The organism is Streptomyces fildesensis, from assembly GCF_016107395.1.
Classification (GTDB): domain Bacteria; phylum Actinomycetota; class Actinomycetes; order Streptomycetales; family Streptomycetaceae; genus Actinacidiphila; species Actinacidiphila fildesensis.
Window position 1 is genome coordinate 57,718 of record NZ_JAAIKO010000014.1, and the last position, 11,706, is coordinate 69,423.

Annotated in this window: 6 protein-coding genes and 1 pseudogene; 3 read left to right on the plus strand and 4 right to left on the minus strand. The window is 71.2% G+C overall.

Annotated features, from left to right (window positions below; genetic code table 11):
• Positions 1–2,631, minus strand: coding sequence for a fibronectin type III domain-containing protein (locus C6N31_RS20445; protein ID WP_138354324.1), 2,631 nt, complete (start codon positions 2,629–2,631; stop codon positions 1–3).
• Positions 2,632–3,000: 369 nt separating this feature from the next.
• Here C6N31_RS20445 and C6N31_RS20450 point away from each other — a divergent pair, with 369 nt between their 5' ends.
• Positions 3,001–5,229 (plus strand): MMPL family transporter, encoded by a 2,229-nt coding sequence (locus tag C6N31_RS20450; RefSeq protein ID WP_138354352.1) that lies wholly within the window; start codon positions 3,001–3,003, stop codon positions 5,227–5,229.
• Positions 5,230–5,338: 109 nt separating this feature from the next.
• On the opposite strand, the pseudogene C6N31_RS43960 reads toward C6N31_RS20450, so the two are convergent.
• Positions 5,339–5,662: pseudogene (locus tag C6N31_RS43960) on the minus strand (CGNR zinc finger domain-containing protein); the annotation flags it as partial.
• A gap of 286 nt (positions 5,663–5,948) precedes the next feature.
• On the opposite strand from C6N31_RS43960, the gene C6N31_RS20460 reads away from it, so the two are divergent.
• Entirely contained in the window at positions 5,949–6,908 is a 960-nt protein-coding gene (locus tag C6N31_RS20460; protein ID WP_138354322.1) for a phosphotransferase enzyme family protein, read from the plus strand.
• Positions 6,909–7,133: 225 nt separating this feature from the next.
• Here C6N31_RS20460 and C6N31_RS20465 read toward each other — a convergent pair whose 3' ends face one another.
• Together C6N31_RS20465 and C6N31_RS20470 are read right to left on the minus strand one after the other, a co-directional pair.
• Positions 7,134–7,922, minus strand: coding sequence for a 3'-5' exonuclease (locus C6N31_RS20465; protein ID WP_198357952.1), 789 nt, complete (start codon positions 7,920–7,922; stop codon positions 7,134–7,136).
• A 126-nt stretch (positions 7,923–8,048) separates the two neighbouring features.
• Entirely contained in the window at positions 8,049–9,290 is a 1,242-nt protein-coding gene (locus C6N31_RS20470; RefSeq protein WP_187145341.1) for an SAV2148 family HEPN domain-containing protein, read from the minus strand.
• A gap of 284 nt (positions 9,291–9,574) precedes the next feature.
• Between C6N31_RS20470 and glgX the strand changes: the two genes are divergently transcribed.
• The gene (gene glgX, locus C6N31_RS20475) at positions 9,575–11,695 is read left to right on the plus strand and encodes a glycogen debranching protein GlgX (RefSeq protein ID WP_138354319.1); all 2,121 of its coding nucleotides are present in this window, start codon (positions 9,575–9,577) and stop codon (positions 11,693–11,695) included.
• Positions 11,696–11,706 lie beyond the last annotated feature (11 nt).

The window sequence follows — 11,706 nt, forward strand, 5'->3', positions numbered from 1 at the left end:
TCAGGCGGCGGGTGTGGTGCCGTTCGCGGTCACCGAAGGACCGGTTCCCGCGGCGGTGACCGCCGCGATGGTGACCTGGTACGCGGTGCCCGGGGTGAGACCGCCGATGACGCGGAACATCCCCTTGCCGGACGGCTGGGTGACGAGCGTGTCCCGGCCTGCGACCTCGATCGTGCGGCCGTCGGAGACGGTGATCAGATAGCCCGTGACCTCGGCGGCGCCGGTGTTCACCGGCGGCGTCCAGACGACGGTCGCCGCGTGCGCCTGGGCGCGCAGTTTCGCCCCGGTGGGTGCGGCGGACAGCGTCGTCACGGCGGCGGGCACCAGAGGATGCGACGGCAGCGAAGCCGCCCCGCTTCCAAGGGAGTTGGCCGCGCTCACGGCGACGGTGTACGGCTCACCGGGCCGCAGCCCCGTGACGCGGAGGTAACCGCGGGTGCGGAACTCCGCGGCCGTGACCGGCACCGTCGCCGCCTCATGGCCCGCGGCGTCGTACACATGCGCCGTGTAGGACGTCACGGGCGCTCCGCCGTCGGCGAAGGTGGGGTTGAAGGTGACGACCAGCGCGGTCGTGCCACCGGAGCTGGTGCCGACGCGTGACGGTGCCTCAGGGGTGCTGAGGGCGCCGATCCGCCGGTTGAGCAGCCCGCGGTAGGCGGGTTCGAGGCCCGCGTTGGCGACGATCGCGGCGGGGGCGTCGGACGGGGCGGCGATGATGCGGTTGCCGGTGGTGACGAGTCCCTTGTTGTCACCGTCGCCGGTGCCCTCCTCCCACCAGTTGTCCTTGACGAGGGTCGGGTCGTTGTTGCCGAGCGCGTCGCGGAAGTCGGTGTGGCGGCTGGCGACGTTGGCGTACGAGGCGCCGTAGAGGACGTTGCCCTGGACCGTCTCGTACGTGCAGCCGTTGTCGGTGTAGACGCTCTTGCCCAGGCCCCACTGTCCGTGGATGACGTTGCCGGTGACCTTCTCGCCGTCGGCGATCGAGGTGCCGGTCAGCCCCTGCGTGTAGATGCCGCCGCCGTCGTCCAGCATCTGCATGTAGTCGAAGATGAGGTTGTCGCGTACGGCGTTGTCGTGGCCGGCGTTCGGGGTCGCGGGCGAGCCGATCTTGTCGGGCCAGCCGCCCCAGCCCAGCGAGATCGCGGAGTAGCCGACGTGGTCGATCTGGTTGTGGGCGATCGTGGTGTGCTGGGTGTAGCCGTTGAGGATCGCGACCCCGCCGTGGAATTCGCGGGGCAGCGCGTAGAGGTGGTTGTCGGTGACCTGGACGCCGGTGGCGGGTTCGGCGCCGTCGACGCCGCCGATCTCCAGGCCGTTGCCGGAGATGTCGGTGAAGATGCTGCCGCTGACCCGGGCGTCCTGCGTCCCGGTGCCCAACTCCAGTCCCGCCGCGCCGAGATGCGCGAACACATCACCGGAGAACTCGACGCCTCGGCTGTACGCGAGCGAGACGTTGCCCGGCATCTTCGTCCAGTCGGCGAACGGGCAGGTACCGCCCTCGACGAAGTGGCAGAGACCCTGGGTGGCCCAGCCGGTCGGCCCGGTGATCGTGTAGCCGGCCTGGATCTCGGAGAATCCGCCGGGACCCGACGGGGTCAGCCAGGTCGCGTAGCTGAACTGCAGCCCGCGGAAGGAGACGTCGCGCAGGGGCGCGGCGGCCGTTCCGCCGCCGTCGATCAGCTTCTGTGCGACCGGGGCCTCGACATCGGCGTGCCGTGGGTCCTCGCCGGGGCGCGGCAGGTAGTAGACGGTGTGGGCCTTGCGGTCGAAGTACCACTCGCCGGGCTGGTCGAGCAGCTCGTAGGCGTTCTCGATGTACGAGGCGTGGCCGCTGTTGGTGAGCTTGCCGGGGCCGACCATGCTGACGGTCCGGCCGGGGATGTCGGGGAATTCAACACGTCTGTTGGAATTGTCCCAGCAGGGCTGGGCCATCGTGATCGTGGTGCCGGTGGCCGAGGCGAGGGGGCAGCGTGGCTCGGTCCACTGGCCGAGGCCGTCGCGGTCGATGTTCCACAGCGACTCGCCGCTGGTGTAGACGAACTCGGCGTCGCCGATGTTCCGCCAGCCGGCGAGCGTGCCGGCGGAGGCCGTGTAGCCGGTGGCGGTGGCGGTCAGTCCGACGGGCACCTGGCCACGGGCGCGCTGGGCGCGCACCCCGTCGACGTACAGCTGCCGGGTGTTGGTGAGCCCGCTCGGCGCGGGCGCGGACCACAGTCCCGGCCGGCCGGCGACCTGGTGCCAGCCGGTCACCTGGCGGCCACCGCTGATGACCGCGGACCCGGCGCCGTCCCAGATCACCCGGTGGCCGTTGCTCCCGGAGTCGCGGGCGTCGAGCACGAGGGGCTTGGACTGCCGGTAGGTGCCCGGGGCCAGATGGACGGTCAGATCGGCGGTGAGGTGCCCGGCGCGTGCGCGGGCGAGGTCGCGGGCGTGTTCCAGGGTGCGGACGGGGTGCTTGGTGGTGCCGGGGGCGTGGTCGTCACCGGCCGGGGAGACGTAGACATCGCGTGACGCGGCCGCCGGTGCTCCGGCGGCCGGGGATATTCCGGTGGTGGCGAACGCGGCGACGGCCGCCAGCGAAGCGCAGACGGCTGCGGCTCTGCGGCGAACGGGCCTCAGGGGTGCGGGCATGGTCCCTCCCGTGGGATCGGCCTCGTAAGTGCCGGAAACATACGACCACTGACAGTCCATGGTCAAGGAAATACGCAGCAATCACCGCTTCACTGCAGGGAAGTTGGCTGATTCATCGGAGCACTGGATGATGGTTTCCTTAGTCGATCTTTATAGATGTAAGGGACCGGCGTCCTCTGGGGGTGGGGATAGCCTCCCCTGGATGGGGGAGAACCCCCACCGCCAAGTCACCTGGAAGCCTGATGGGTCGGCCGCCCCTCAGCCCCTAGCGTCATGGGTGAAGCAAGCGGTGCGGTGCCGCTGCCATGACGAGGGGGAACCGTGAGTCGCGGACGCGCACACGGCAGCAAAATGGGAATCGCTGCGGCAATGGGTGGCTGGAGCGCCCGGCACCGCTGGACCGCCGTCATCGGCTGGCTGGTCTTCGTGGTCCTCGCGCTGGCCATCGGGCAGATGGCCGGCCGGGTGGACGCCAGCCAGGAGGAAGGCCTCCCGGGTGAGGTCAGCCAGGCGGCGGGGATCATCGACGACGCGGGCATCAAGGGTGCCGCCGGCGAGATGGTGCTCATCCAGGTCAAGTCCGGCGGCACGGTCGCGGATCCCGCGGTCCACACCGCCGTGGACGCCGTCATAGCCGCGGTCAAGAGCACCGGCCAGGCCACCAACATCACCTCGCCCTACGACACCAAGGCGATCTCCGCGGACCAGAAGTCCGCACTGGTCCGGTTCGAGATGACCGGTGACAAGAAGACCGCCAAGGAGCGCGTCACCAAGGTCACCGACGCGGTCGCGGGAACGCAGGCCAAGTACCAGGACCTGCGGATCGAGGAGTTCGGCGACGCGAGCTCCGAGAAGGTGCTCGGTGACGCGTTCGGCGACGACTTCAAGACCGCCGAGTTCTCCGCGGTCCCGGTCGCCCTCGGCATCCTGCTGATCGCCTTCGGCGCACTGGTCGCCGCCCTGCTGCCGGTCCTCCTCGCGGTGACCGCCTTCGTGGCGACCACCGGTCTGGTCGCGGTCGTCAGCCACCTGGTGCCGATGAGCGACACCGCCAACTCCGTGATGCTGCTGGTCGGTCTGGCCGTCGGCGTCGACTACTGCCTGTTCTACCTGCGCCGCGAGCGTGAGGAGCGGGCCGCGGGACACGACGCGCAGACCGCCATCAAGATCGCCTCGGCGACGTCCGGCCGCGCCATCCTCATCTCCGGCATCACCGTGATCGTCGCGATGGCCGGCATGCTCTTCACCGGCATCGCGGACTTCAAGGCCATGGGCGTGGCCACCATGATGGTCGTCGCGGTCGCCATGTTCGGCTCCGTGACCGTCCTTCCCGCGCTGCTCTCGCTGCTCGGCCACCGGGTCGAGAAGGGCCGCATCCCGTTCCTCAACCGCGCCCGGAAGAACACCCCGCAGCGCTCCGCCACGAGCAACAGCCGCTTCTGGACGGCAGTTCTCACCCCCGTGCTGCGCAACCCGAAGACCGCCACCGTCATCGCCGGCGGCGCGCTGATCCTCATCGCCTCCCCGGCGCTCGGGCTGCACACCGCGAACCTCACGATGAACCAGGAGCTCGGCGACGACCTGCCGATCATCCAGACCTACGACCGCATCAACGTGGCGTTCCCCGGCGGCCCCGACCCGGCGCACGTGGTCGTCAAGGCCGACGACATCAACGCGGCACCCGTCAAGCAGGCGATCGAGGACTTCCGCGCCAAGGCCGTCTCGAAGGGCGCCAGCAAGGGCCCGGTCACCGTGGTCGTCCACGCCAAGGAGAACATCGCGCAGATCGACGTCCCGCTGGCGGGTGGCACGGACAAGACCAAGGCCGAGGCCGGACTGGTCCAACTGCGGGACGAGATACGGCCCGACACGCTCGGCAAGGTCCCGGGGCTCGAAGCGCCCATCACCGGTCAGACGGCCGGCTCGATGGACTTCACCAACAAGATCACGAGCAGCGTCCCGCCGGTCTTCGCCTTCGTGATCGTCTTCGCCTTCCTCCTGATGCTGCTGTCCTTCCGCTCCCTCACCATCGCCGCCACCTCCATCGTCCTCAACCTGCTGTCGGTGGGCGCGGCCTACGGTGTCCTCGCCGCCGTCTTCCAGCACGGCTGGGGCGCGGGGCTGGTGGGTGCCACGGGAACCGGCGCGGTCGTCGCCTGGCTGCCGCTCTTCCTCTTCGTGATCCTGTTCGGGCTGAGCATGGACTACCACGTCTTCGTGGTCTCCCGGATCCGCGAGGCCAAGATGCGCGGCCTCAGCACCCAGAGCGCCATCCAGCACGGCATCACCACCACGGCGGGCGTCGTCACCAGCGCGGCGGTCATCATGGTCGCGGTGTTCGCCATCTTCGGAACGCTCTCCATGCAGAGCATGAAGCAGATGGGCGTCGGCCTGGCGGTGGCCGTCCTCATCGACGCGACCGTCATCCGCGGGGTCCTGCTCCCCGCCGTCATGGCCCTGCTCGGCGAGCGCAACTGGTACCTGCCCAAGTGGCTCGGCTGGCTCCCGGACATGACCCACGACGAGGCCGTGCTGGCCCCGCCGGTGCCCGCCCCGGCCGGCCGCCCGGCCGAGGAGTACGACGCGGCCCGCGTCTGACCTTCTCCCGCTCACTGCCGGCCCGGTCTCTCACGGGGGAGACCGGGCCGGCCCATGTCCTCTTCCGCACAGCGCCCAGGGGCGCCGCACCCCTGCCACCGCCGGTCCCTCAGCCGACCGCGCCGGCGTGCTTGGCCGCGTACCGCCGCGCCTTGGTGCGGTTGCCGCAGACCCGCAGGGAGCACCAGCGGCGGCTGCGGTTCTTGGAGACGTCCCGGAAGACCCAGGCGCAGGCGTGCTCGGCGCAGCGCTTGAGGCGGGCGGCCTCGCCGGTGATGACCAGTTCGGTCCAGGCGACGGCGATCAGAGCCAGCGCGTTTCTGGCGGGCGGCAGTTCCGGCGCCGGGAGCAGGGCGGCGGAGGTGCCGCGCCGGACGGTGCTCAGCAGCGGGAGTTCGCGCAGCGCCTCGTCCGCGGCGAGGATCAGGGCCGGGAGGACGAGGAACCACACGCCCCGGTCATGACGCCGCGGGCGGGTCCTGGGTGGCGCGGTGGCCAGGGTCACGGCAGGCGGGCTCCTTCGCGCGGCTCCGTCGGACGGTCCGCCCGGCCGGCGTGGAGCCGGCCCCGGCGGGCCCCCGTCATGGTCCGGACCCCCGGGCGGCCCGTCAAGACCATGTGACGGCACGTCGGCTCCGGGCCGGCGGCGCGGGCACCTGCCCGCGGGCAGGTGCGAGACTGTCGGTGATCATTCGAACGGGGAACGGCGGAGGGCAGTCGTGGGGCAATCGGGCACGGCGTTCACGGAGGAACGGGCACGGGCCGTCCTGGCGGCAGCGGCGAGGCCCGCGGCGGCTTCCGCTGCGGCCACCACTACGGCCTCCGCTACGGATCCGGCGGGCTCCGGGGCGCCGGACGCCGCCGGGGTTCGGCTGCTGGCGCTGGGCGAGAACGCGGTGTTCGCGGTGGGCGACGGTCTCGTCGTCAAGATCGGCCGCAGCGCCGAACTGCTCGAGCGCGCCGAGCGCGAGGTGCGGATCGCCGGCTGGCTGGCGGAGCACGACGTGCCGGCGGTCCGGGCGGCCACGCCGCAGGCCCGGCTGGTCGATGGCCATCCCGTCACGTACTGGGTGCGGCTGCCCGAGCCGGTACGCCCCGCAGGACCCGCCGACCTCGCCGGACTGCTGCGGCTGGTGCACGCGCTGCCGGAACCGTCGGGGCCGTCCGCTCCGGTGCTGCCGCCGCGCGATCTGCTGGGCGGGGTGGAACGCTGGCTGCGGCTCGCGGGCGACGCCATCGATCCGGCGGACGCCGCGTACCTGCGCGACCGGCGGGACGGATTCGCCGCGGCCGCCGCCGCGCTGACGCCCCGGCTGCCGCGCGGCCCGGTGCACGGCGACGCGCTGCCGCGCAACGTCCAGGTCGGCCCCGACGGGCCGGTGCTGGTGGACCTGGAGACGTTCTCCACCGATCTGCGCGAACACGATCTGGTGGTGATGGCGCTCAGCCGGGACCGCTACGGTCTCGACCCGGCCGCCTACGACACCTTCACGGCGGCCTACGGCTGGGACGTGCGCGAGTGGGACGGCTGCGCCGTGCTGCGCGGCGCGCGGGAGACCGCCAGCTGCGCCTGGGTCGCCCAGCACGCGCCCGCGAACCCCGCGGCTCTCGCCGAGTTCCGCCGCCGCGTCGCGTCGCTGCGCGACGGCGACCCAGAGGTCCGCTGGTACCCGTTCTGACGCACGGGCCCTTCGGACCGCAACCTTGACGACAGCCCCGGCCGGTCCACGCGCTCCGGCACGCCGACCCCGTCCGACCGCCCGGCCCGAAGCCCGAGCCCCGGACCGCGCAGCTCCCGCGGGTCAGCTCCCACCCTCGAAGTCCGCGCGGCGCGCGCGGGATGCCGGCGCGGCCCGGTGCGCCGTCGGCGCCCCGACCCCGACGACCCCTCGGCGGCCGAGCGGTCAGCGCGACCCGCGGCCGCCCGGAACATCCGGTTCGTCCAGCAGCTGAACGTCGGACGGGCGGGTGCGCTGCTGCGGCAGCAGCGCGTCCAGCCGCAGCGGCCAGGACGCGTCGACGACGGCCTCCGGGTCGCGGTCGCGGCGCAGCCACTTCTGGTAGCCGGTGGCCCAGTCGGTGTACCAGCGGATCTGGGAGCGGTGCAGGTCCCAGAGGTCGGCGTCGCCCGCCTCCGCGTACCGCTCGCCCAGCGCGCGGGCGACCCGGACGGCGGCGAGTGCGTCGGCGCCCGCCTCGTGCGCGTCGTCCAGCACCACCCCGTACACCGCGCAGGCCGCCTCCAGATTGCGCTTGCCCTTGCGGTACTTGTCCAGCGCCCGGTCCATGACCAGCGGGTCCAGGACCGGTCCGACGGCCGGGCCGGGGGCGCCGCCGAGGCCCGGCAGCTCATGGCGGCGCAGCTCGGCGGCGAGCAGGCTCAGGTCGAAGGGGGCGTTGTAGACGACGACCGGTACACCGTCCGCCCAGTACTCGCGCAGCGCGCGGGCTATCTCGGCGACGGCCTCCCGGGCAGGACGGCCCTCAGCCACGGCCCGCTCGGTCGTGATGCCGTGGATCGCGGTCGCGCCCTCGGGAATGGCCACGCCGGGATCGACGAGCCACTCCCGGTGCCGTATCGGCTCACCGCCCTTGACCTCGGTGACCGCGGCCGTGACGATCCGCGCCTCGTGCGGATCCGTCCCCGTCGTCTCCAGGTCGAAGCCGACCAGCAGCTCCCGATGCCATGCCATGCGCCTACCTCCCACTGGTCCCCCGTGTGCTCTGCCATCCTCTCGTGCACCACTGACAGTGGGTCCCCCGGGTGTCAGGAGACCGCCCCGGGTGTCACGACACCGCCCCGGGTGTCACGACACCGGTCAGGACACCGGCCGGGAGTCGGCCCAGACTCCTTCGAACTCCTCGCGGTAGACGTCGAAGAGTCCGCTGTGCTCACCGCGCCGGTCGTCCTTGACGACATGGCGCGAGGGACCGCGCAGCACCATCACCGGGACCTCCATCCCGCGGGCCTTGCGCAGATAGGACTGGACGACCGCGAGTCCGTCGGCGCTGTCGCCGTCGACGAGGTACGCGGTGAAGCGCGGGGTCTCGTCGAAGACCCGGATCTCGAAGGCCGCGGGATCGCGCAGCCGGGCCCGGACCCGGCGCATGTGCATGATGTTCATCTCGACGGAGCGGCTCAGCTCGCCGCGCCCGAGCCCGAGCTCGCGCTCCCGGCGGCGGACCGCGCTGCTGGCGGGGTTGAGGAAGAGCAGCCGGATACGGCAGCCGGACTCCGCGAGCCGCATCAGCCGGCGGCCGGAGTAGTTCTGCACGAGGAGGTTCAGGCCGATGCCTATCGCGTCCAGCCGGTGCGCCGAGCCGAAGAGGTCCTCGGCGGGCAGCTGGCGCTGGAGCCGGACCCGGTCGGAGTAGACACCGACGACATCGGCGTAGCGGTCGGCGACCAGTTCCTCGACGACGTCGACGGGGAGCCGGTCGGCGGCGGCGTAGCCGGAGCCGGAACCGAGGATGTCCAGCAGCCGGGCGGCGGCCCGTTCGGCCTGCGCGAGGACGGTGCGGGACAGCGCGCGGTTGCGGGAGACGACATGCCGGGCGACCTCGAGCTCGTCGAGCGCGAGTTCGAGATCGCGGCGCTCGTCGAAGTACGGCTCGAAGCACGGCCAGTGCTGAACGACGAGTTCCCGCAGCTGCGGGAGTGTCAGGAAGCTGAGGATGTTGTCGTCGGCGGGGTCGAGCAGGAAGCCCTTGCGGCGGCTGACCTCACGGACGGCGGCAGCGCGCTGCACCCATTCGTGTCCGGCCGGGCCCGCGGCGGCGACCACCCACTCCTCGCCGTGCACGGGCTCGTAGATCGGGCGCAGCACGGCGTTCACGACGGCGCGCAGGCGCTGCTCGACGAGGTTGAGCCAGACGTATGCCCGCCCGGCGCGGCTGGCACGGGTGCGCACCTCCGCCCAGGCGTCGGCGCCCCAGTCCAGTTCCGCTCCTATCTCCAACGGCTGCGCGAGCGTCACCGCGCCGGGCGCACCGTCGGCAGTGGCGCCGCTCTGGTCTCCCTGATCTCCGCCACTGGGGAGCACAAGGCCTCCCGACGTCACCACGCCACCGCCTCCCTCCCCGTCCACGATCAAGGAAGGCTACTGCCCACCGGGTGGCACCGCAGCCCTATCGACCCTACTTGACTACAACCGCACCGCGTCATCACCCTTACGGTTGCTGGCCGTTGGGACACCGGGTGACGTACGGAACCCTTTCCGGCGAAGATCCGATCTTCGCAAATGGCACTTTTGCTCCCACATCTACGCGAAGATACAGCGTTGACAACGATGTGACCGGGCGAGCGGCCTACCGTCATCCGGTCCCGGAGTGGAAGAGTCGCGACATGCAAGTCTGGCCGGGTACGGCATATCCCCTCGGCGCCACGTACGACGGCGCGGGCACCAATTTCGCCCTCTTCTCCGAAGTAGCCGAGCGCATCGAACTGTGCCTGCTGCACGACGACGGCTCCGAGACGGCCGTGGAGCTGCGGGAGGCCGACGCCTTCGTGCGGCACGCCTATCTGCCGGGCGTGATGCCGGGCCAGCGGTACGGATTCCGGGTGCACGGCCCGTACGAGCCGGCCAAGGGCAACCGCTGCAACTCGTCGAAGCTGCTCATGGACCCCTATGCGAAGGCCGTGAGCGGGTCGATCGACTGGGACGAGGCGGTGTACGGCTACCAGTTCGGCCAGCCGGAGACCCGCAACGACCAGGACTCGGCACCGCACACCATGACCTCGGTCGTGGTGAACCCGTACTTCGACTGGTCCGACGACCGGCCGCCGCGGATCGACTACCACCGCATGGTGATCTACGAGGCCCACGTCAAGGGCCTGACGATGCTTCACCCCGATCTGCCCGAGGAGATCCGCGGCACCTACGCGGCCCTCGCACACCCGGCGGTCATCGGCCACCTGGTGGAACTCGGCGTCACCACGCTGGAGCTGATGCCGGTCCATCAGTTCGTGCTGGACCACCGGCTGGCGGACGCGGGGCTGAACAACTACTGGGGTTACAACACCATCGGTTTCTTCGCCCCGCACAACACGTACTCCTCGCTGGGCGACCGGGGCCAGCAGGTCCTGGAGTTCAAGACGGCGGTGCGGGCGCTGCACGCCGCCGGCATCGAGGTGATCCTCGACGTGGTCTACAACCACACCGCAGAGGGCAGCCATCTGGGGCCGACGCTGTCCTTCCGGGGGCTCGACAACGCGTCGTACTACCGGCTGGGCGACGACAAGCGCTATTACATGGACACCACCGGCACCGGCAACTCGCTGCTGATGCGCAGTCCGCACGTACTGCAGATGATCATGGACTCGCTGCGTTACTGGGTCACCGAGATGCACGTGGACGGATTCCGCTTCGACCTCGCGGCGACGCTGGCCCGGCAGTTCCACGAGGTGGACCGGCTGTCGTCCTTCTTCGACCTGGTGCAGCAGGACCCGGTGGTCAGCCAGGTCAAGCTGATCGCCGAGCCGTGGGACGTCGGCGAGGGCGGCTACCAGGTCGGCAACTTCCCGCCGCTGTGGGCCGAGTGGAACGGCAAGTTCCGCGACACCGTCCGGGATCTGTGGCGGGGCGAGAACGCCACCCTCGCGGAGTTCGCCTCCCGGCTGACCGGCTCCTCGGACCTCTACCAGGACGACGGCCGCCGCCCGCTGGCCTCCATCAACTTCGTGACCTGCCACGACGGCTTCACCCTCAACGACCTGGTCTCGTACAACGACAAGCACAACGAGGCCAACGGCGAGGACAACCGCGACGGCGAGAGCCACAACCGCTCGTGGAACTGCGGCGAGGAGGGCGAGACCGAGGATCCGGGCATCCTGGCCCTGCGCGGCCGCCAGCTGCGGAACTTCATCGCCACCCTGATGCTCTCCCAGGGCGTGCCGATGCTCTCGCACGGCGACGAGTTCGGCAGGACCCAGCGCGGCAACAACAACGCGTACTGCCAGGACAACGAGCTGGCCTGGGTGCGCTGGCCGAAGGCGGGCGAGACGGGGGCGCAGCGGCTGCACGAGTTCATCCGCACCATGGTCTGGCTGCGCCGCGACCATCCGGTCTTCCGCCGCCGGCGCTTCTTCCACGGCCGTCCGGTGGAGGGCACCCACGACGAGCTCTCCGACATCGCCTGGTTCACCCCCGAGGGCGAGGAGATGGCCCAGCGGGACTGGCAGGCGGCGCACGCCAAGTCGCTGGTGGTGTTCCTCAACGGCAGCGCGATCTCCGAGCCGGGCGCGCGCGGCGAGCGGATCACGGACGACTCCTTCCTGCTGCTGTTCAACGCGCAGGCCGAGGAGCTGGAGTTCGTGGTTCCGGTCAACCACGGCAAGGAGTGGCAGCTGGTGGTGAACACCGGCCGGGCCGAAGGGGTGGAGCCGGGCAGCGGGCGGAAGGTCAAGGCCGGCGACCGGCTGCAGCTGACCGACCGGAGCCTGGTGGTGCTGCAACGCCCGGCGTAATCGATGGACTG

What these genes read in the sequence shown, in the direction of transcription:
- C6N31_RS20465 (WP_198357952.1), bottom strand. Translation starts at nt 7,922, where the DNA reads ATGGCATGGCATCGGGAGCTGCTGGTCGGCTTCGACCTGGAGACGACG.
- C6N31_RS20450 (WP_138354352.1), top strand. Translation starts at nt 3,001, where the DNA reads ATGGGTGGCTGGAGCGCCCGGCACCGCTGGACCGCCGTCATCGGCTGG.
- glgX (WP_138354319.1), top strand. Translation starts at nt 9,575, where the DNA reads ATGCAAGTCTGGCCGGGTACGGCATATCCCCTCGGCGCCACGTACGAC.
- C6N31_RS20445 (WP_138354324.1), bottom strand. Translation starts at nt 2,631, where the DNA reads ATGCCCGCACCCCTGAGGCCCGTTCGCCGCAGAGCCGCAGCCGTCTGC.